This window comes from Paenarthrobacter sp. NPDC089988, from assembly GCF_044748465.1.
GTDB lineage: Bacteria > Actinomycetota > Actinomycetes > Actinomycetales > Micrococcaceae > Arthrobacter.
The window spans coordinates 33,690-53,322 of sequence record NZ_JBIVGD010000022.1; the positions used below are offsets into that span (position 1 = coordinate 33,690).

The 19,633-nt window shown below is 64.2% G+C and carries 17 protein-coding genes and 1 pseudogene; 10 read left to right on the top strand and 8 right to left on the bottom strand.

The features are described 5' to 3' along the window. Window positions 1-61: 61 nt before the first annotated feature. From ACIPV6_RS20490 to efeB, 5 genes and pseudogenes are all read left to right on the top strand, one after another. Entirely contained in the window at window positions 62-553 is a 492-nt protein-coding gene (locus ACIPV6_RS20490) for a YajQ family cyclic di-GMP-binding protein (protein ID WP_397324373.1), read from the top strand. A 198-nt stretch (window positions 554-751) separates the two neighbouring features. Continuing rightward, window positions 752-823: pseudogene (locus ACIPV6_RS20495) on the top strand (hypothetical protein); the annotation flags it as partial. A 213-nt stretch (window positions 824-1,036) separates the two neighbouring features. Continuing rightward, complete coding sequence (gene efeU, locus ACIPV6_RS20500) at window positions 1,037-1,891, top strand: iron uptake transporter permease EfeU (protein ID WP_400272659.1); 855 nt, start codon at window positions 1,037-1,039, stop codon at window positions 1,889-1,891. Window positions 1,892-1,921: 30 nt separating this feature from the next. After that, on the top strand, window positions 1,922-3,118 hold the full coding sequence (gene efeO, locus ACIPV6_RS20505) for an iron uptake system protein EfeO (RefSeq protein ID WP_400272660.1): 1,197 nt from the start codon (window positions 1,922-1,924) through the stop codon (window positions 3,116-3,118). Further along, window positions 3,115-4,548 (top strand): iron uptake transporter deferrochelatase/peroxidase subunit, encoded by a 1,434-nt coding sequence (efeB, locus tag ACIPV6_RS20510; RefSeq protein WP_400272661.1) that lies wholly within the window; start codon window positions 3,115-3,117, stop codon window positions 4,546-4,548. The genes efeO and efeB overlap by 4 nt, the downstream gene beginning before the upstream one ends. On the opposite strand, the gene htpX is transcribed toward efeB, so the two are convergent. Both htpX and ACIPV6_RS20520 read right to left on the bottom strand, forming a co-directional pair. Beyond that, window positions 4,545-5,414 (bottom strand): zinc metalloprotease HtpX, encoded by an 870-nt coding sequence (gene htpX / locus ACIPV6_RS20515; protein ID WP_400272662.1) that lies wholly within the window; start codon window positions 5,412-5,414, stop codon window positions 4,545-4,547. The genes efeB and htpX overlap by 4 nt on opposite strands. Window positions 5,415-5,507: 93 nt before the next feature. Continuing rightward, window positions 5,508-6,779, bottom strand: coding sequence for an MFS transporter (locus ACIPV6_RS20520; protein ID WP_400272663.1), 1,272 nt, complete (start codon window positions 6,777-6,779; stop codon window positions 5,508-5,510). Between the two features lie 90 nt (window positions 6,780-6,869). Here ACIPV6_RS20520 and ACIPV6_RS20525 point away from each other — a divergent pair, with 90 nt between their 5' ends. The 4 genes from ACIPV6_RS20525 (at window position 6,870) to ACIPV6_RS20540 (ending at window position 10,450) form a co-directional block, all read left to right on the top strand. Then, window positions 6,870-7,700 (top strand): hypothetical protein, encoded by an 831-nt coding sequence (locus tag ACIPV6_RS20525; protein ID WP_400272664.1) that lies wholly within the window; start codon window positions 6,870-6,872, stop codon window positions 7,698-7,700. A gap of 30 nt (window positions 7,701-7,730) precedes the next feature. Further along, window positions 7,731-8,207, top strand: coding sequence for a Fur family transcriptional regulator (locus ACIPV6_RS20530; RefSeq protein WP_400272665.1), 477 nt, complete (start codon window positions 7,731-7,733; stop codon window positions 8,205-8,207). Window positions 8,208-8,214: 7 nt separating this feature from the next. Further along, a complete protein-coding gene (locus ACIPV6_RS20535) occupies window positions 8,215-9,696 on the top strand; it encodes a catalase (protein ID WP_400272666.1) in 1,482 nt (493 codons plus the stop codon). Between the two features lie 118 nt (window positions 9,697-9,814). Continuing rightward, entirely contained in the window at window positions 9,815-10,450 is a 636-nt protein-coding gene (locus tag ACIPV6_RS20540) for a DUF2461 domain-containing protein (RefSeq protein ID WP_400272667.1), read from the top strand. On the opposite strand, the gene ACIPV6_RS20545 is transcribed toward ACIPV6_RS20540, so the two are convergent. The 6 genes from ACIPV6_RS20545 to ACIPV6_RS20570 all read right to left on the bottom strand — a co-directional run bounded on the left by ACIPV6_RS20545 (window position 10,447) and on the right by ACIPV6_RS20570 (window position 18,314). Then, window positions 10,447-11,955 carry an amino acid permease gene (locus tag ACIPV6_RS20545; protein ID WP_400272668.1) on the bottom strand — a complete coding sequence of 503 codons (1,509 nt, stop codon included), beginning with the start codon at window positions 11,953-11,955 and terminating at the stop codon, window positions 10,447-10,449. The genes ACIPV6_RS20540 and ACIPV6_RS20545 overlap by 4 nt on opposite strands. A gap of 237 nt (window positions 11,956-12,192) precedes the next feature. Then, window positions 12,193-12,624: a DUF779 domain-containing protein gene (locus ACIPV6_RS20550; RefSeq protein ID WP_400272669.1), complete on the bottom strand. Its 432-nt coding sequence runs from the start codon at window positions 12,622-12,624 to the stop codon at window positions 12,193-12,195. Further along, entirely contained in the window at window positions 12,624-13,646 is a 1,023-nt protein-coding gene (gene adhP, locus ACIPV6_RS20555) for an alcohol dehydrogenase AdhP (protein ID WP_400272670.1), read from the bottom strand. The genes ACIPV6_RS20550 and adhP overlap by 1 nt, the downstream gene beginning before the upstream one ends. Window positions 13,647-13,741: 95 nt before the next feature. After that, window positions 13,742-15,265, bottom strand: coding sequence for an aldehyde dehydrogenase family protein (locus ACIPV6_RS20560; protein ID WP_400272671.1), 1,524 nt, complete (start codon window positions 15,263-15,265; stop codon window positions 13,742-13,744). 100 nt (window positions 15,266-15,365) lie between these two features. After that, the gene (locus tag ACIPV6_RS20565; RefSeq protein ID WP_400272672.1) at window positions 15,366-16,727 is read right to left on the bottom strand and encodes a GAF domain-containing protein; all 1,362 of its coding nucleotides are present in this window, start codon (window positions 16,725-16,727) and stop codon (window positions 15,366-15,368) included. A gap of 150 nt (window positions 16,728-16,877) precedes the next feature. Continuing rightward, on the bottom strand, window positions 16,878-18,314 hold the full coding sequence (locus ACIPV6_RS20570) for an FAD-dependent oxidoreductase (RefSeq protein ID WP_400272673.1): 1,437 nt from the start codon (window positions 18,312-18,314) through the stop codon (window positions 16,878-16,880). A 130-nt stretch (window positions 18,315-18,444) separates the two neighbouring features. On the opposite strand from ACIPV6_RS20570, the gene rarD reads away from it, so the two are divergent. After that, entirely contained in the window at window positions 18,445-19,524 is a 1,080-nt protein-coding gene (gene rarD / locus ACIPV6_RS20575; RefSeq protein ID WP_400272684.1) for an EamA family transporter RarD, read from the top strand. The last annotated feature ends 109 nt before the right edge of the window (window positions 19,525-19,633 follow it).

Here is a 19,633-nt window from a genome sequence, read left to right on the forward strand (position 1 = left end):
GACAAACAGGGCTTGATGGCAGAAAAACCGCCCTTACCGGGCCCCCAACCTAAGGAGAGTCATGGCAGGCGAATCAACATTCGACGTTGTCAGCAAGGTGGACAAGCAAGAGGTCGCCAACGCGCTCAACCAGTCGCAGAAGGAAATCGCACAGCGGTACGACTTCAAAGGCGTCGGTGCGGAGATCGACTTCAGCGGCGAGAAGATCCTCATGAAGGCCAACTCGGAAGACCGCGTGCTGGCCGTCCTCGACGTCTTCCAGTCCAAGCTGATCAAGCGCGGCATCTCCCTGAAGTCCCTGGAGCAGGGCGAACCCTTCCCCTCTGGCAAGGAATTCCGCCTGGAGTGCACCATCAAGGAAGGCATCGCCCAGGACATCGCCAAGAAGATCAACAAGATCATCCGCGACGAAGCGCCCAAGTCCGTCAAGTCCCAGATCCAGGGCGACGAACTCCGCGTCACCTCCAAGTCCCGCGATGACCTGCAGGAGACCATGGCGATCCTCAAGAAGTTCGAGGAAGCCGACCTGCAGTTCGTGAACTTCCGCAGCTAGAGCGGATATGGCCGCGTGACTACTGGGCACCTGCTCCGGCCGCCGCACAGAGTCCGCATAATTTCCGAGGACCGCAGCGATCAGCCTTGATCCTGCGGTCCTCGTTTCATTTTGGCAATGGCCTGACTGCAGATCGACCGCGAAAGAAACCACCCGCGATGCCACATCGCCGTTTTGAGTGACTAGCCAAAGCACCGCCAATTGGTCATTCTCGCCCAGGAACAGGGAGTCTCGCTGAACCGATACCTCGTGGAACGCCTCGCCGGATAGGGACCACCTGCATCAACGCCCGACTGTGTCGCGAAAGCCGGGGTCCGCTCTGACCACAGAGACGGACCCCGGCTTTTTTGCGCCCATAAGTCCATCGATCGCCGTAATGGTGGCAACTATTTAGGGCACAAAGCTTTTGCGTATTGCCATCGCGCCAGTATCCTTCTTGCTTAGGCGAGCCTAAGTAAGGCTCCCTGAACGAAAGACACCCATATGACCGCCAACTTCCTGATCGGCCTGCGCGAAGGCCTCGAGGCATCACTCGTGGTGGTGCTCCTCATGGCCTACCTCATCAAGACCGGCAGGAAGGCGCTGATCCCCCGGCTGTGGGCCGGCGTGGGATTGGCCGTGGCGATCTCCCTCGGTTTCGGCGCACTCCTGACCTTCGGCCCCCGCGGCCTGACGTTTGAAGCGCAGGAAGCGATCGGCGGCGGCCTTTCCATCGTGGCCGTTGGCCTGGTGACGTGGATGGTGTTCTGGATGGCCAGGACGGCGCGCACGCTGGGAAGCGAACTCCGCTCGCAGGTGGACAAGGCGGCCGACGGCGCCGCGTGGGGCCTGGTGATCGTGGCGGCGTTGGCCGTTGGCCGCGAAGGCCTGGAAACCGCACTCTTCATATGGGCCGCAGCGCAGGCTACCGGCGAAACCACCCTCCCCCTTTTCGGCGCCCTGCTGGGCTTGCTGACCGCGGCGGGACTTGGTTATCTGCTGCACCGTGGTGTCCTGAAGGTGAACCTCGGAAAATTCTTCACGTGGACCGGCGTGGGGCTCATCATCATTGCCGGCGGCGTGCTCGCCTACGGCATCCACGACCTCCAGGAAGCCGGCATCCTGCCCGGCCTCCACAACCTGGCCTTCGACGTCTCGGCCGCCATCCCGCCGTCGTCCTGGTACGGCACCCTGCTGAAGGGCACGCTCAACTTCTCCCCGGCCACCACCTGGCTGGAAGCGGCCGCTTGGCTGCTCTACGTCATACCCGTTCTCTTCCTGTACATCAGGACCAACAAGGCCGGCCCGCCCAAGGCAAAGAACGCCGCCACCACCCCTGCTGTCACGGCCCACCCATAGCCGCCCCTTCCCCAACATAAGGACCCATCCATGTCTGGAACTTTCCGGCGCTCCGCGTCTTCTTCCGCTTTCCGCAAAGCCCTCGCCGTGATCGGCGCAGCAGCTGCCGTCCCGCTGGTGCTGACCGGCTGCACGGACAACACCAAGACTTCGGCAACCGCCACCGACGGCCCCATCCAGGTCAGCAGCACGGCCAGCGAATGCAAGGTGTCCTCGGCAACGGCGCCGAGCGGCAACCTGACGTTCCAGGTGAAGAACGACGGCAACGAAGTCACCGAGTTCTACCTGCTGGCCGAGGACGGCCTGCGCATCATTGGCGAAGTGGAGAACATCGGCCCGGGGATCTCCCGCAACCTGGTGGTCACCGCACCGGCCGGCAAGTACAACACCGCTTGCAAGCCCGGCATGCAGGGCGATGGCATCCGTGCCTCGTTCGAGGTCACCGAATCCGGGAACAAGCCGAGCGTGGACGCCGACTTCCAGAAGCTCCTGGACACCGGCACCCAGCAGTACGCCGCCTACGTAAAGGACCAGACCGAGCAGTTGGTCACGGGCACCAAGGCCTTCGCCGACGCTTTCGCCGCCGGGGACGCAGCGAAGGCCCGCGAGCTCTACGCCTCCACCCGCATGCACTGGGAGCGGATCGAGCCGGTAGCCGAGTCCTTCGGCGACCTCGACCCCAAGCTCGACGCCCGTGAAGCGGACCTTGAGCCCGGCCAGGAATGGACCGGCTGGCACAAGGCAGAGAAGGACCTGTTCCCGCCGGCGGGCTACACCCCCATGACCGAGGCCGAGCGCAGCGCGATCGCCAAGCAGCTCGTCGCCGACACCGAGGACCTGGGTCAGCGCACCCGGACCGTGGAACTCACCGCCGACAAGCTCGGCAACGGCGCCAAGGAACTCCTGGACGAAGTTGCCACCGGCAAGGTCACCGGTGAGGAAGAAATCTGGTCCCACACGGACCTCTGGGACTTCCAGGCCAACGTGGACGGCGCCCGGATCGCGTTCGAGAGCCTCAAGCCTGCCCTTGAGCAAAAGGACACCGAGCTTGCCAAGTCCCTGGACGAAAAGTTCGCTGCCCTGCAGGCCGAGCTCAAGAAGCACGCCAAGGGTGACGGCTTTGTCTACTACAACGAACTCAGCCAGGAGCAGGTGCAGCAACTCGCCGCCCTGGTCGATTCGCTCGGCGAACCGCTGTCCAAGCTCACCGCAGCCGTAGTCCTGTGACCGGCTGCCCCTTCGGGCACACCGATGATGATCACCGCCCGGACCAACTGAATGGCGGCACCGGCTCCGGTGAGGCTGCCGCCGTCGTGCCTTCTGCCGGGGAGGCTAACAACGGAACGTCCGACGGCGGTGCTGCCGCCGGCGATGGTGCCTCGCGTTTGTCCCGGCGCGGGCTGCTCTCGCTCGCCGGTGTGGGCGGCGCCGGTGCCGTGGCGGGGTGGGCCGCAGGCTTCCTGGGCCACGATGCCGTGACAGCGGGAAGCGCGAGCGCTGCTATGCCAGCGGCGGATTCGGTGGTCCCATTCTTCGGGGAGCACCAGGCCGGCATCAGCACGCCGGCGCAGGACCGCCTGCATATGGCCGCGTTCGATGTGACCACCGAGGACCGCAAGGAACTGGTGAAGCTCCTGAAGGACTGGACCGCGGCGGCAGAGGCCATGACCGCGGGCCGGGCGACCGGTGCCACCGGGGCGGTGGATGGTCCTTATGACGCGCCGCCCGAAGACACCGGTGAGGCGCTTGATCTCGAGGCCGCCAAGCTGACGCTCACTTTTGGCTTCGGTGCCGGGTTGTTCGAAAAGAACGGCAAGGCACGCTTCGGTTTGGAGGGCCACCGACCCGAGGCCCTGATCGATCTCCCCCACTTCCCGGGCGACGACCTTCAGCCCGGCCGCACCGGTGGAGACCTGGTGGTCCAGGCCTGCGCCGACGATCCGCAGGTGGCTGTGCACGCGATCCGCAACCTGGCCAGGATCGGCTTCGGCAAAGTCCGTGTCCGCTGGTCCCAGCTCGGTTTTGGGCGCACGTCCTCGACGTCCCGCGCGCAAATCACGCCCCGCAACCTCTTCGGGTTCAAAGACGGCACCAACAACCTCAAGGTCGAGGACCAATCGCTCCTGAACGAGCACGTGTGGGTGTCATCCGGCGGCCGGTCGCAGGAAAACTGGATGGCTGGCGGAAGCTACCTCGTGGCACGCCGGATCCAGATGCACATCGAGATCTGGGACCGCACCTCCTTGCGGGAGCAGGAGGGCCTGATCGGCCGGACCAAGGGCGTGGGTGCTCCATTGTCCGGCGGCGACGAGTTCACCGCCCCGGACTTCAAGATCGCCGGGCGGGACGGCGAACCGCTGATCCCGTTGGACGCCCACGTCAGGCTGGCCCACCCTGAGCAAAACGACGGGGTCCGGATGCTGCGCCGCGGCTACAACTTCACCGACGGCTCAGACGGACTGGGCCACCTGGATGCGGGCTTGTTCTTCATCGCGTTCGTGAAAGACCCACGGACCCACTACGTGCCCATGCAACTGGCGCTGGCCAAGGGCGACACCCTGTCCGTGGAGTATTTGAAGCACACCGGATCGGGGCTTTTCGCGGTGCCACCGGGTGTGCAGCCGGGCGGGTTCATCGGCGAAGGGCTCTTCGCCTAGGAGAGCGGGCGTCCGGCCATCTGTTCTAGCCTCCGGATGCGGTCTGCCATGGGCGGGTGGGTGGCGAACATCCGCCGCATTCCACCGCCCCGGAACGGGTTCGCGATCATCAGGTGCGAGGCGTTGACCAGGCGCTGGTCCTGCGGCAGGGGCACCTGGGTCACTCCGGATTCGATCTTGCGCAGGGCAGAGGCAAGGGCCAACGGATCGCCGGTCAGCTCGGCGCCGTCCTCATCGGCGTCATATTCACGGGTCCTGGAGATGGCCATCTGGATCAACGAAGCTGCGAAGGGCGCCAGCAGTGCCATGGCGATCATGGCAAGGGGGTTGGCGTTGCGCCGGTCCCCTCCCCCGAAGAACAGCAGCATCTGGCCAACAGAGGTGATGACACCGGCAACGGCCGCTGCGACAGACGAGGTCAGGATGTCCCGGTTGTAGACGTGCATGAGTTCATGTCCCAGCACGCCCCTGAGTTCGCGCGCATCGAGCAGGTGCAGGATTCCCTCCGTACAGCACACGGCCGCGTTCTTGGGATTGCGGCCCGTGGCGAAGGCGTTCGGGGTCATGGTGGGCGAGAGATAGATGCGCGGCATGGGCTTGTTGGCCCGGACGGAGAGTTCCCGCACGATCTGGTAGAGCTGCGGCGCCTGGGCCTCACTGACGGGGTAGGCAGCCATGGATCGGATGGCGATCTTGTCGCTGTTCCAGTAGCCGTAGGCGGTAGTGGCGACGCCGATCAACGCCATGATGACGATGGGCGCGGAACTGCGGGTGCCGGCGCCGATGATGGCCCCCAAACCCAACAGCACAGCCCACAGCACACCGAACAGCGCGGCGGTTTTGAGTCCATTGTTGTGTTTGTGCACGGTGTTCTTTCGCTTTCGTTGGCCCTTTTGCTGGAGTTCTGTCTGGATTAACGTCGACGCCGGCCAGCATGTTCCGGCGGTCGGCGCCAACGCCTAAGGCAAATGATGCTTCGCATCGTAGGCCACGAAGCCGGGCTGTACGCGCGACGCCAGCCATGCCAGGAGCATGCAGAGCACCCCGCCGATCAGCAACACTCCACCTTCACTGAGGAACTGGGTGACACCGCCGGCCAGCAGATCCCCCACTCTGGGACCGCCGGCCACCACCACGATGAACACGCCCTGCAGCCGCCCGCGCATATGGTCGGGGGTTGCCGCTTGCAGGATGGTGGTGCGGAACACGGCGCTGACTGAGTCCGAGATTCCGGCGAGCGCGCAACAAGCGGCAGCAGGGATGAGCCATAACGTCACGCCGTTCCGCCCGGAATCCCCCGCCATGAGCACCACTGCCCCGAACGCGGCCATGGAGGCGCCCCAACCCACCACGGCGAAAACCACGGCGCTGCCTTGACGGCGTACGCGGCCGAGGGGACCGGAAAACAGGCCGGCGAGGAAGGCGCCTACAGCCGTGGAGGCGAGAAGCACACCCACGGTGGTCTCGCCCCCGCCGATCATTACAGCTCCGATCGCCGGCATGAGGGCTCGGGGCTGGGCGCAGATCATGGCGATGAGGTCGATGATGAAGGTCATGCGGACGTTCGGCCGGGTGCCCAGGAACCTGAAGCCTTCCACTACCGAACGCAGGCCCGGCCGCACGGCTTCCTTGGACGGCGGCAGGGGTGGGAGCTTGAAAAGGCCCCACAACGCGAACGTGAAGCTGATGACGTCAATGGTGTAGGTCCAGCCAAAGCCGATGGTCGCCACCAGGACGCCCGCCAGCAACGGCCCCGCCGTCATGGACAAACCGAAGGTCAGCATGCTCAGGGCATTGGCGGCCGGCAGCAGGTCCTTGCGCACCAGGAGCGGGATGATGGCACTTCGCGCGGGACCGTTGATGCCCTGCGCTCCGCTTTGCACGGCAACCAAGGCGTAGAGCAGCCAGATGTTTCCCACCTCGAACCACGCCTGCAGGGCCAGCCCGGCTGTGGTTGCCCAGAGCACCAGGGACGCCACCAGCGCCACCTTACGGCGGTCATAGGCATCCGAGACCGATCCGCCGTAGAGCCCGGCGATGACCAATGGAACCAGGGCGAAGATGCCCAGGAGCCCTACATACAGGCTCTCTTGGGTAAGCCGGTAAACCTCCAGGCTGACGGCCACGAGCGTCAGCTGCGTGCCCACGGCAGCTACCGATGCCCCAAACCAGAGCCTCCGGAAGGCCGGGCTTTCTTTGAGGGGAGTGATGTCTGCCAGGAGTCTTGCCACCCAGCAACCCTACCCAGTGCCCGGCGTGGGCAGGACTCCCGGCGTAACCACACCCTTGGTAGGCTCACCCGGGGAAGGAAGGGGGTACTGATGGTGTTGTCACGTCAATTGCTGTTCCGTTCCGCCATCTGGGAAATAGCCCGGCCCCGACACCCGCTGACAACCGGGCACCTTGTGGTCCGGTTGTCCGATCCTTCCACCGAATTCGGCGAGGCCTCTGCGGCCGACTGGCTGCTGTGCCATAACCTCGCCCGGGCCGCCTTGCAGGATGTCCTGGGTGCTGTCCGGTGCGCCGTCATGTTCGCGCACCGCTGGCATCCGCTCGGCTCGGCGCTGGGCGAGCCCGTCGCCGAATCCTCCACCCCCACATTCCACCTTTTCGGCCGCTGGGCTTCTGAAACCACGACGCCGGGACGCCAGCTTGCGCTGCCTGCCCACCGGCGGCTGGCCGAACCCGAGGAAACCCTGGAAAGGGTTGACGCGGAACTGCGGGAGTCGCTCCGTTTCTTCGCGGAGGGTCCCTTCCTGCCGGAACAACCTTCGGCTGTCCACCACCAACGCACCCAACCGCCGCCAGTGGTGCCGTTCGCGCCTGGCCCAGGCGCCGGCGTCGTGCGTGCCCAAACGCTGGTGCCCTTGGTGGCGACGGTGGATGCCTCACGTCATCACAGCGTCATTGAACCTGCCAGCGGTACCGCCTCCATAGCCGGGCTGCTTCCCGGCGAACTGGTGGCCATGGCCGCGTCGCTCGGTGCACTGCCCCTGACGAGCGGCCTGAGCGGTTTCAGCTGCGTGGCCGTGGAAGGCGAAAGTGCCGGCTCTGCCGTGCGGATCCATGCCGTGGGCAGGTCCGGGGCAGAAGACGGGAGTCCGCTGTTGGATGTGTTTCGTTTACCGGAAGTTAGCCTCGCCTTATTGTGAACTCATCAAAATAAGTGTTTCAATGAATGCATGACCGATCACACGACCGACCAGCAGGCATGGGCCGCAGCCCTGCATGCCCATGGACGGCGCGTGACCAAACAGCGGCTGGCAGTATTGGCTGCGGTCCAGCATCATCCGCACTCTCCGGCAGAAGGCATCCTTGCCGCTGCACGCGAAGAGCTTCCTGAACTGACGGCGCAGTCCGTTTACGTGGTGCTCAGCGACCTCACGGATTTGCAGATGCTGCGACGCTTCGAACCCCCACACTCCCCCGCGCTCTACGAAACGCGGGTGGGTGACAACCACCACCACGCCGTGTGCATCAGCTGCGGCCGGGTGGAGGACGTGGATTGCGCGGTAGGACACGCACCGTGCCTCACGCCGCATTGGGACGAGAACTCCAAGCCAATGACCATCCAGATCGCAGACGTCCTTTACCAAGGAATCTGCCAGGACTGCCAAGCCAAACAACAGCTTCCCAAACAACCAGCAACCCAGAAATAGGAGAAACATGACTGCCATTTCGACCACACAGTCAGGTGCCCCCGTTACGTCGGACTCGCACTCCAAGTCCGTCGGCGCCGACGGTGCCATCATCCTCACCGACCACTACCTGGTGGAAAAGCTCGCCCAGTTCAACCGCGAGCGGGTTCCGGAGCGTGTTGTGCACGCCAAGGGTGGCGGCGCTTTCGGTACCTTCAAGACCACCTCTGACGTCTCCAAGTACACCAAGGCCGCTTTCCTGCAGCCGGGTACCGAGACGGACATGCTGATCCGCTTCTCCTCCGTGGCCGGCGAGAACGGCTCCCCCGACACCTGGCGCGACCCCCGCGGCTTCGCCGTGAAGTTCTACACCACCGAGGGCAACTACGACCTCGTGGGCAACAACACCCCGGTGTTCTTCATCCGCGACGGCATCAAGTTCCCGGACTTCATCCACTCCCAGAAGCGCCTCCCGGGTACCCACCTGCGTGACGCTGACATGCAGTGGGACTTCTGGACGCTCCAGCCCGAATCCGCGCACCAGGTCACCTGGCTCATGGGCGACCGTGGCCTCCCGGCTTCCTGGCGTGAAATGCAGGGCTACGGCTCGCACACCTACCAGTGGATCAACGCCGAGGGCGAGCGCTTCTGGGTCAAGTACCACTTCAAGTCCAACCAGGGCGTCAACTCCATCACCGGCGAGCAGGCTGAAGCCCTGGCCGGTTCGGATGCAGACTTCTACATCCGCGACCTCCACGAAAACATCGAGGCCGGCAACTTCCCGTCCTGGGAACTGCACGTCCAGGTCATGCCGTACGAAGACGCCAAGACCTACCGCTTCAACCCGTTCGACCTCACCAAGGTGTGGCCGCACGCTGACTACCCGCTGATCCACGTGGGCACCATGGAGCTGAACAAGAACCCGGAGAACTACTTCGCGCAGATCGAGCAGGCCACCTTCGCGCCGTCGAACTTCGTGCCGGGCATCGCTGCTTCCCCGGACAAGATGCTGCAGGCCCGCATCTTCTCCTACGCTGACGCACACCGCTACCGCGTTGGCACCAACCACGCCCAGATCCCCGTGAACCAGCCCAAGAGCCCGGTCCACAACTACAGCCAGGATGGCCAGGGACGTTACCTGTTCAACTCCCCGTCCACCCCGGTCTACGCACCGAACACCGTCGGTGGCCCGGCTGCTGTTGAGCCGGCTTCCCCCGCTGGCGGCTGGGAGAACGACGGCGAGCTCACCCTCTCCGCCCACTCCCTGCACGCTGAGGACAGCGACTTCGGCCAGGCCGGTGCACTGTACCGCGAGGTCTACGACGAGGCTGCCAAGGCACGCTTCCTCGAGACCATCACCGGTGCTGTTGGCGGCGTGAAGAGCGCCGACATCAAGGAACGCGCCATCCAGTACTGGACCAACGTTGATGCCGAACTCGGCGCCAAGCTGCGCGCCAACCTCGGTGCCGGCGAAGGTTCCTCCGACGCAGAAGCAGCCAACAAGCTCTAAGCGTCAGCCTTAACGGGAACACCCCGCTGCGGATTCTTCCGCAGCGGGGTGTTTTTCTTTTCCACATAGGCTTTTCGGGCTATGGCTTCGCCCGGTGGCGCATCCCTAGGATCCTTGCATGAGCACATTTGAAGGAATCCCCTCTGCCGCTTTCCGCTTCTACGAGGAACTTGAAGAGAACAACAACCGCGAGTGGTGGCTGGAGCACAAGAAAACGTACGACGCCGAGGTGAGAGAGCCGCTTTCGGCTCTCCTTTCGGAGCTGGAGCCGGAGTTCGGGCCGGCGAAGATTTTCCGGCCCAACAGGGACATCCGCTTCTCCCAGGACAAGTCGCCTTACAAGACGGCCCAAGGTGCCTTCGCCGAAAGCAAGGAAGGCGTGGGCTTCTACGTCCAGATCAGCGCCGACGGCCTGCTGATCGGCGGCGGCTACCACTCCCACACTCCCGCGCAGCTGGCCCGTTTCCGTGCCGCCGTGGATGCCCCGGCCAGCGGCGAAGAACTGCAGAAGATCGTTGACGCCGTGGCGGCTGCAGGCTTTGCCGTCGAAGGCGAAAAGCTCAAGACCGTGCCCCGGGGTTTCGACAAAGACCATCCACGGGCCGAACTCCTGAAGCACAAGTCCCTCTCGGCTGGCGTGGAGGTGGGTGAGCCGGAGTGGCTCTCCACCGCAGCGGCCCGCCAGGAGATCGCTGCCCGCTGGGAAACCCTGCGGCCCCTGGTGGACTGGGTCAGCGAACACGCCGCGCCCTAGCCCACGGGAGAGTCCACAGCCTCCTTGGCCTCGGCGAACTTCTCGTTCAACCGTGAGTGGCGCTGACCGTAGGCAAAGTAGATGGCCATGCCAACAACCAGCCAAATGCCGAAGAAGATCCAAGTCTGCACAGCCAGGTTGGTCATCAGGTAGAGGCAGAGGACCGCGGAGATCCACGGCACCACCTTGCCGAAGGGCACACGAAAAGCAGGCTTGAGGTCCGGGCGCTTCTTGCGCAGCACCAGGATGCCCAGGCTCACCATGACGAACGCGGACAGCGTGCCGATGTTGATCATTTCCTCGAGCAGGTCAACGGCGGTAAGCCCGGCAACCAGGGCCACTGCCGCACCACAAATGATCTGCAGGCGGGCAGGCGTAGCGCGCTTCTCGCTGGTCTTGGACAGGGCACGGGGCAGGAGACCGTCCCGGCTCATGGCGAGGACCACGCGTGCCAGGCCCATGAGGAGCACCATGATCACAGTGGTCAGGCCCACCAGTGAACCGAAGGCAATGACCTTGGCGGCGTCGTTGTTGCCAACGGCTTCGAAGGCCGTGGTCAGTGTGGGGGCTTTCTCTGCCGCGAGCTGCGTGTAGGAAACCATGCCGGTCAAGGCCAGGGAGACCAGGATATAGAGGAGCGTCACCAGGGCCAGGCCGCCGAAGATGCCGCGCGGAAGGGTCTTCTGCGGGTTCTTCACTTCCTCCGCCGAGGTAGCAACGACGTCGAAGCCGATGAAAGCGAAGAACACCAGGGCTGCGCCCGCGAAAATGCCAAGGGTTCCGTACTGCGCCGGTACGGCACCGGTCAGGAAGCCGAAGAAGGACTGCTTCATGACGTCTTCCACGCCGCTGCCCGCGGTGGGCTGCGAGGCAGGAACGAACGGGGTGTAGTTGGAGAACTTCACGTACGTGAAGCCAACGACAATCACGAACAGGACCACGCCGATCTTGATCAGCGTGAAGATATTGCCGACGCGGGCGGACAACTTTGTCCCCAGCACCAGCAGCACCGTGAAGATCGCAACAATGAGGAAGGCGCCCCAGTAGAGGTCCACGCCTCCGATGTTGATGGCGGGAGGCATGTCCACACCCATGAGGCCAAAGACCTTGCTGAGATAGATGCCCCAGTACTTGGCGATCACGGCGGCAGCGGTGAAAAGTTCAAGGATGAGGTTCCAGCCAATGATCCACGCGAGCACCTCGCCCATGGTGGCGTAAGTGAAGACGTAGGCGGAGCCGGCCACGGGGATCGCCGTGGCGAATTCCGCGTAGCACATGATGGCCAAGGCACAGGTAACGGCTGCAACCACGAAGGAAATGGTGACCGCGGGGCCCGCGAAGTTTGCCGCTGCCTTGGCGCCCACGGAGAAGATCCCGGCGCCGACGGCGACGGCAACGCCCATGATCATCAGGTCCCAGGTGCTCAGGCTTCGCTTGAGCTTGCGACCGGGCTCATCGGCGTCGGCGATCGACTGCTCGATTGATTTGGTCCTGAAAATGTTCATAAATATGCCACATTCTGGATGGGGGTGGTATAGGACTCATCAAGGATAGTGTCCGGCCAATGGACGGCCATATTTGTCCCAAATAATGAGACAACAAATGGACTAGTGGGGCTGATGGTGCTGCTGTGACTCTTACTGTTGCCTCCGCCACATCCCGGAAAAGGCCCCGTTCCGGCCATAAACGACCAAAACGGGGCCTGCCCCGGTCAGACTGCAACTGCTCAGGCCCCAGTGCTGTCAGACACCTGGAACCTCCCAGTCCATGAGCGTGGAGCGGATCAGGAACCTCTTCCCTTCCGGCGCCTCCACCGAGAAGCCGCTCCCCCGGCCTTGGACCACGTCCACCGTTAGATGGGTATGGGACCAGTAGGCGAACTGTTCTTTGGACATCCAAAACTCCAGGGGCCGGGCGTCCGTGGAATCTCCGTCATCCCCGAGATCGAACCTGCCCAGCAGAACGTCGGAGGCGCCAGTCAGGAAGTCACCCGCCGGGTAGCACATGGGCGAAGACCCGTCGCAGCAGCCACCGGACTGGTGGAACATCAGGGGTCCGTGTTGCTCCCAGAGTTTGCGCAGCAGTTCCACCGCGGCCGGGGTCAGCGCAACCCGGGAGAAGTCCTCCCCCGGCAGTGTCACCGAAGCTTCCAGGATGTCCGGGGTCGCGTTCATCAGAACTTCAGAACCACGCGGCCATCGATCTTGGCGTGCTTCATCTCGTCGAACACCGCATTCACCTCGGAGAGTTCGCGGGTGGAGACCGTCGGCTTGATCTTCCCCTGCGCGTAGAACTCGAGTGCTTCCTCCAGGTCCTGCCGGGTGCCCACGATCGAGCCCCGGACGGTGAGACCCTTCAAGACGATGTCGAAGATGGGCGCCGGGAAGTCTCCGGGAGGCAGTCCGTTGAAGACGATCGTGCCGCCGCGCCGGGCCATGCCGATTGCCTGGCCGAAGGCGGAAGGATGGACAGCGGTGACCAGGACTCCGTGGCAGCCACCGGTTTCCCGTTGGATCACCTCCGCCGGATCCTCGTGCAGGGCATTAACGGTCAGTTCGGCGCCGTGTTCCCGGGCGAGTGCCAGCTTGTCGTCCGCGATGTCCACGGCCGCCACCCGCAGGCCCATGGCCACGGCATATTGCACGGCGATGTGTCCCAGTCCACCGATTCCGGAGATGGTGACCCACTGGCCGGGTTTGGCTTCGGTCATCTTCAAGCCCTTGAAGACCGTGACTCCGGCGCAGAGCACGGGAGCAACTTCCACCGGGTCCGAGCCTTCCGGGATGCGCGCGGCGAAGCGGGTGTCCACCAGCATGTACTCGCCGAACGAGCCATCGATGCTGTAACCGCCGTTCTTCTGCGCCTCGCACAGGGTCTCCCAACCCGTCCGGCAGTACTGGCAGTCACCGCACGCGGACCACAGCCAGGCGTTGCCCACGAGGTCGCCTACGGCCACGTCGGTGACACCTTCGCCCAGTTCAACCACTTCGCCCACGCCCTCATGGCCGGGAACGAACGGTGGCGTGGGCTTCACCGGCCAGTCGCCTTCGGCGGCGTGCAGGTCGGTATGACAGACCCCCGACGTGAGGAGGCGGACCAGCGCCTGGCCGGGACCCGGCGTCGGACGTTCCACTTCCATGACCTTCAGGTCGGTTCCAAATTCGGTAACTACTGCTGCTTGCATGGTCGTCGACATTGACGATCTCCCTTTTTCAGATGAACAACAGGATGGGTTGTGCACGGCGGCCGCCACAGGGACCAACTGTCGGACGGCTGCCGTGCACAAGTTCTCTAGAAGAAGCCGAGTTTGTTCTCGTTGTAGCTGACCAGCAGGTTCTTGGTCTGCTGGTAGTGGTCCAGCATCATGGCGTGGTTCTCACGGCCGATGCCCGATGACTTGTACCCGCCGAACGCGGCGCCTGCGGGGTACGCGTGGTAGTTATTGACCCAAACACGGCCGGCCTGGATTTCGCGGCCTGCCCGGTAGGCGACGTTGCCGTTGCGGGACCAGACGCCGGCGCCGAGCCCGTAGAGGGTGTCGTTGGCGATGCCGATGGCGTCGTTGTAGTCGCTGAAACGGGTCACCGAGACCACGGGGCCGAAGATTTCCTCCTGGAAGATCCGCATCCGGTTGTGGCCCTCGAAGATGGTGGGCTGGACGTAGTAGCCGCCGGCGAGGTCGCCGGAGAGCTCGGCCCGGGCACCGCCGGTGAGGACCTTGGCGCCCTCCTGCTTTCCGATGTCGATGTAGGACAGGATCTTCTCGAGCTGGTCGTTGGAGGCCTGCGCGCCGATCTGGGTCTCGGTGTCCAGCGGATTGCCCTGGATGATCTTGTTGGTCCGCGCGACCACGTCGGCCATGAACGAGTCGTAGATGCCTTCCTGCACCAGCGCACGCGACGGGCAGGTGCACACTTCGCCCTGGTTGAACGCGAAAAGCGTGAAGCCTTCCTGGGCCTTGTCGTAGAAGGCATCCTTCTGAGATGCGACGTCGTCGAAGAAGATGTTCGGACTCTTGCCGCCGAGTTCAAGGGTGACGGGTATCAGGTTGTTGGAGGCGTACTGGCTGATGAGCCTGCCGGTGGTTGTCTCGCCCGTGAAGGCGATCTTCCTGATGCGCGGGCTGGAAGCGAGGGGTTTGCCGGCCTCGACACCAAAACCATTGACCACGTTGACCACGCCTGCGGGAAGCAGGTCACCGATGAGTTCCATAAGGACCAGGATGGACGTCGGCGTCTGCTCGGCGGGCTTGAGGACGACGGCGTTGCCCGCGGCCAGCGCCGGGGCGAGCTTCCACACCGCCATGAGTATGGGAAAGTTCCAAGGGATGATCTGCCCCACCACGCCGAGCGGCTCGTGGAAGTGGTAGGCCGTGGTGTCATCGTCCAGCTGGGAGAGGTGGCCTTCCTGGGCCCGGATCGCAGAGGCGAAGTAACGGAAGTGGTCGGCGGCCAAAGGGATGTCCGCGTTGAGGGTCTCGCGGACCGGCTTTCCGTTGTCCCACGTTTCGGCGACGGCCAGGAGCTCCACGTTCTCATCAATGCGGTCCGCGATCTTGTTCAGGATCGCGGCGCGCTCGGTGGCAGAGGTCTTGCCCCAGGACGGAGCCACCTTGTGCGCGGCGTCCAGCGCCAGTTCAATGTCCTCGGCAGTACCGCGGGCAACTTCGCAGAAGGCCTTGCCCGTGACCGGCGTGATGTTCTCGAAGTAGCCGCCCTTCACCGGGGCCACCCATTCCCCGCCGATCCAGTTCTCGTAACGGTCCTTGAAGGTGACCTTCGAACCCTCTGCACCTGGCTGTGCATAAACAGTCATTGCTAGCTCCTTTGCTGCGAATCACGGTGGCTGTCGCCATTGATCCGAGCCTAGGAGCGGGAAGGTTGCAGCTACGTTGCAACCTTGTGAGTCAGGTCACTCAAGCAGTCAGTTCGTCTTCCAGCCGCTCAAGGTCGGCGACGACCGCGGCCCGCTTGGGCGAGCGCGGCGGCAGCAGCTTCAGGATGGCAAGGCGGAGTTCGACATCGAACCTTGCCTCGGGCAGTTCGGCGTACTTGAGCAGCGAATCGGTGCTGGCGTCGCTCAGCAGCGCCTCGCGCAGCAGGTGGGAGACGCGTTCGCGCAACTGCACGACGCCGGGCGCCTCCGATCGTGGGAGGACGGCACCTTTGTAGATCTCCAGGGCAATCCGGTGGGCGCCGCGCTGCAAGCAGGTGAGGACCTGGCCGGAGTCGGGCAGGAGCTCCACGGGCAAGCGGTAGGGCCTGGATTCCGGCACTGCTTCCGGGCTGAGTTCCTGGATGACCTTGCGCAGCCGGACCATCTCGGCGCGGAGCGTCACCGCAGAACCTTCCCCGGGGTAGAGCTGGGCACAGAGGTCATCGGCGCTCAGCCCTGCGGGGTGGTTGCCCAGGATGGCGAGGATTTCGCTGTGCCGCGCGGACAGAGTCGCTGTCTTTCCGTCGATGCTCAGCAGTGCCTGGTCGCGGCCCAGGAGCTGGAGGCTGTTGCGGTACAGGGACTGCTTCTGCGTTTTGGCCCCGGCACCGGTGTTTGCGGCAGAAGGCGAGCTCCGGCGTCGTGGTTTTGCGTTTGCTGACGCCGCGAGTTGCAGGCGTTCAATCCGCAACTGTGCCTGTGCCGCCGCAACGGTTGCCTCCACGAGCGAGACCGTGTGTGGGGCAACGGCTGTCTCCGTCCCCGTGATGTCAACGACGCCCAGAAGGGCTCCGGAATCGGGATCGTGGAACGGTACGGCTGTGCAGCTCCACGGATGGACCGAACGTTTGAAGTGTTCGGCGCCGGAGATCTGGATGCTGCGGTCCAGGGCGAGCGCGGTGCCGGGTGCGCTGGTCCCCACCGACGCTTCCGACCAGTCCGAGCCAGCGACGAACATCATGCCTTCAGCCCTGCGCTGCATCACGGGATCGCCATCAACCCAGAGGAGGCGGCCGACGTCGTCCCCCACCGCTACCAGCAGGCCGCTGTCATGGCTGGGTTGGATCAGGAGCTTCCGGATCACCGGCATGATGGTGGCCAGGGGATGCCGCGCCCGGTAGTCCTCCAGTTCGTCCAGGTCCATGGCGAGCGGCGCTTCGGCGATGTCCGGGTTTGCCTGCAGGATGGCCGAACGTTGCCAGGACTCACGCACCAGACTGCGAAGGCCGGTCAGGTCCGCCGGATCACCCGACTCCAGATGCTCGTGACCCGCAAGGGCACGCCGCTGCAGCAGTTTGGCGGCTTCGCTGCCTGGAAGCGGCGGGTGGACTGGGCTCTTCATCGAACTCCCTGGCTGCGGTACATGCCGCGGTCGCGGGGCGGCGCAAACGGCGGGCGGTACGGGCCAGTCTAGTTCCGGCACAGGGGTTTTTGTACAGATAACGAGCCGAAGAGCGGGCTATCCGGGCGTTGGCTGTACAAAAACTTTCGCTTAGTCGCGGGAGATGCGGATCATCTCCTCGCGCGGGACCACCTTGATGCGTTCACGGACCACGCCATCGCCGTCCCCTCCCGCACTCCATGATGCACCGAGGGCAGCCTCGTGTGCGTCCAGCCGGTTCCATCCCTCCCACGTGGTGTACTCGATGCCGCGTTCTTCGAGGAGGTTGATGATGGCCTGCGGATCCGGGTTCTCGGCCGGGGGCAGGTTCAGCCGGTCCTCGAGCAGGCAGCCAATGGTCTCCAAGGCATCGCCCTTGGTGTGCCCGATCAGGCCCACGGGACCGCGCTTGATCCACCCCGTGGCATAGATTCCCGGTACAGGTTGGCCGTCGGCACCCAGGACGCGACCGCCGTCGTTCGGGATGACGCCGCGGCGGGCGTCGTACGGCAGCTCTTCAAGGGGCGAGCCGTGGTAGCCGATGGCCCGGTAGACGGCCTGCACGGGGTACTCGATGAACTCGCCCGTGCCCTTGGCATTGCCGGTGCCGTCCAGCTCCATACGCTCGAACTTGATCGCGGACACCTTGCCCGGGTTTTCGGGCGAATCCAGGATCTCCACAGGGCTGTGCAGGAAGTGCAGGTGCAGGCGCCGGGAGGAAGGCTGTTCAGACTCGGCGTGCTCCTCAACCAGCCAGTTGGTCAGCGTGTTTACCATGGTCTTGATCTGGTTGTTGGTCCGGATGGCCTCATCCGAGGCGTCGTCGAACTCGAAGTCCTCCGGGTACAGGACGATGTCCACGTCCTTGCAGTGCGAAAGTTCACGCAGTTCCAAGGGTGTGAACTTGACCTGCGCAGGGCCGCGGCGGCCAAACACGTGGACGTCCGTGACCGGCGACTTCTTCAGGCCCCGGTACACGTTGTCCGGAATTTCCGTAACCAGGAGTTCTTCGGGGTGCTTGGCCAACATGCGCGCGACGTCCAGGGCCACGTTGCCGTTGCCAATCACCGCGATTTCCTTGGCTTCGAGGGGCCACTCGCGGGGAACGTCCGGGTGGCCGTCGTACCAGGAGACGAAGTCCGCCCCACCAAAGGAACCTTCGAGTTCGATGCCCGGAATGTTCAGGTCGGCGTCCTTGATGGCTCCGGTGGAGAAGATCACGGCGTCGTAGAACGCCCGGAAATCGTGGAGCGTCAGGTCCCGGCCGTAGGTCACGTTGCCCAGGAAGCGGATGTCGCCCCGGTCCAGCACCTTGTGGAGGGCGTTGACGATTCCCTTGATGCGCGGATGGTCCGGCGCTACGCCATAACGGATCAAGCCATACGGCGCGGGATACGCCTCGAAAAGGTCGATGCTGACGTCCACATGCCCGTCCTTGACCTCATTGGACTTGGTCAGGATGTCGGCGGCGTACACGCCGGCGGGACCCGCGCCCACGATCGCAACGCGGAGTGGACGACTGGGGGTTGTTGCGGCTGAGTCAGACACCGGGAGCCCTTCCGAAGCAGTGAGCCACGCCCGTTGTTGGGGCGCGCAGGTTTCCAATTCTAGATCTCGCCCCCTGCCCCGGCCGCTCATATGGCAGGACTCACACAAATTCCTAATGATTCAGGGAATATTGCGGAATATTGCGTCCGTGAGTGGTGTTAGCGCTTTTGTGTCGACACCCGAACAAACCACCGCAGCCATGTCCACTTCAAACCAGCCCACGACGGCGGCAGCCGGGGGCGGCGGGACCAGCAGTACGGATCCGGGTGCAGTTGCGGTGAAGCCGGTTCGGAGTGAGACCGCCACCGGCGTGTTGTTCGGCATCGGCGCGTACGGGCTCTGGGGCCTGCTCCCCCTGTACTTCTTTGTGCTGCAGCCTGCCGGAGCCCTCGAAATCGTGGCCAACCGGATTGTCTGGTCCTTGCTATTCTGTGCCCTCCTCATCACGATCACGCGGTCTTGGAGGGTCCTCTTTGCTGCGGTGAGGGATCGCTCAGTGATGGGACCGCTGGCGTTGGCGGCAGGCCTGATCGCGGTCAACTGGCTGACCTACACCTTCGGTGTTACCACCGGCCACGCTGTGGAGACCTCGCTCGGCTACTTCATCAACCCCTTGGTGTCCGTGCTCCTGGGCGTGTTCGTCCTGAAGGAGAAGCTCCGGCCACTGCAGTGGGCTGCCGTGGGCATCGGCTTCGTCGCGGTGGGCGTGCTGACGTTCTCCTACGGGCAGCTCCCGTGGATCGCCCTGCTCCTGGCCTTCAGCTTTGGCCTGTACGGCTTCGTCAAGAAGAAGGTGGGACCCAAGGTGGACGCGCTCACCAGCCTCTCCGTTGAAACCGTGGTGCTGGCTCCCTTCGCGGCAATCACCATGGTGGTCCTCGGAGCCACCGGCGTTGCCACGCTCACCACCCAGGGTCCGGGACACTTCTGGCTCATCCTGGCCTCGGGTGTCATCACCGCGGTTCCCTTGCTGTTCTTTGGCGCATCCGCCCGCCGCCTGCCCATGACCACCATCGGCCTGCTGCAGTATTTTGCCCCGGTGCTCCAATTCATCGTGGCGCTCACCGTGTTCCACGAGGCCATGACTACGGCCCGCTGGATCGGCTTCTGCGTGGTGTGGCTGGCCCTGCTGCTCCTGACCATCGACATGCTCCGGACCGCGCGGAAGAACGCGGTGCTCCGGAGGCAGGCAAAGCTCGCGGCCGCCTGAGTCGCCGGGTTTCGCCGCGTTCGTGGGAACGCTGCCTGCTCGTGCGGAAGTTTCCCGGCGAAAGCGCAGGCTTCCCGCGAACCCGAAGCCCCGCGCAACGCAAAAGAGG

Coding starts and splice junctions, on each gene's coding strand:
- adhP (WP_400272670.1), bottom strand. CDS start 13,646: ATGTCGACGACCATGCAAGCAGCAGTAGTTACCGAATTTGGAACCGAC.
- ACIPV6_RS20535 (WP_400272666.1), top strand. CDS start 8,215: ATGACTGCCATTTCGACCACACAGTCAGGTGCCCCCGTTACGTCGGAC.
- ACIPV6_RS20560 (WP_400272671.1), bottom strand. CDS start 15,265: ATGACTGTTTATGCACAGCCAGGTGCAGAGGGTTCGAAGGTCACCTTC.
- ACIPV6_RS20540 (WP_400272667.1), top strand. CDS start 9,815: ATGAGCACATTTGAAGGAATCCCCTCTGCCGCTTTCCGCTTCTACGAG.
- ACIPV6_RS20565 (WP_400272672.1), bottom strand. CDS start 16,727: ATGAAGAGCCCAGTCCACCCGCCGCTTCCAGGCAGCGAAGCCGCCAAA.
- ACIPV6_RS20545 (WP_400272668.1), bottom strand. CDS start 11,955: ATGAACATTTTCAGGACCAAATCAATCGAGCAGTCGATCGCCGACGCC.
- ACIPV6_RS20490 (WP_397324373.1), top strand. CDS start 62: ATGGCAGGCGAATCAACATTCGACGTTGTCAGCAAGGTGGACAAGCAA.
- efeO (WP_400272660.1), top strand. CDS start 1,922: ATGTCTGGAACTTTCCGGCGCTCCGCGTCTTCTTCCGCTTTCCGCAAA.
- ACIPV6_RS20550 (WP_400272669.1), bottom strand. CDS start 12,624: ATGAACGCGACCCCGGACATCCTGGAAGCTTCGGTGACACTGCCGGGG.
- ACIPV6_RS20525 (WP_400272664.1), top strand. CDS start 6,870: ATGGTGTTGTCACGTCAATTGCTGTTCCGTTCCGCCATCTGGGAAATA.
- efeU (WP_400272659.1), top strand. CDS start 1,037: ATGACCGCCAACTTCCTGATCGGCCTGCGCGAAGGCCTCGAGGCATCA.
- ACIPV6_RS20530 (WP_400272665.1), top strand. CDS start 7,731: ATGACCGATCACACGACCGACCAGCAGGCATGGGCCGCAGCCCTGCAT.